Origin of the sequence: Sphingomonas sp. 10B4, from assembly GCF_035019905.1 — a bacterium.
Classification (GTDB): Bacteria; Pseudomonadota; Alphaproteobacteria; order Sphingomonadales; family Sphingomonadaceae; genus Sphingomonas; species Sphingomonas glacialis.
Map to the genome: position 1 here is coordinate 1 of NZ_JASJVC010000383.1, position 261 is coordinate 261.

1 protein-coding gene is annotated in these 261 nt (G+C 63.2%); it reads left to right on the forward strand.

Features of this window, described 5'->3' with window-relative positions; translation table 11 throughout:
* Positions 1-252: hypothetical protein (locus QN347_RS20210; protein WP_323494462.1), on the forward strand; the 252-nt coding region annotated here is incomplete at its 5' end.
* Between the last annotated feature and the right edge of the window lie 9 nt (positions 253-261).

Below are 261 nucleotides of genomic sequence, written 5' to 3' on the forward strand. Positions count from 1 at the left end.
GAATGGACACCTGCGAAATCGGCGGCGACTGCACAAGCCAAACCCAAGCCCCAGGCCCCTGCGAACAGTGTCGACGCACCGAGTTTTGGCGGTGCGGTCTACAACCCTTTTTCTGTTTCCGCGCCAGCAACGGTTCACCGCCAAGTGCCCGCCGAGGCGACACATACGGTCAACGAGCTCTGGATGGAACTCACCGTGATCGCGCTGGTGGCGGCTGCCGTCGCGCTGACATGGCTTGTGCGCAGGGCCTGAGTACCGGTG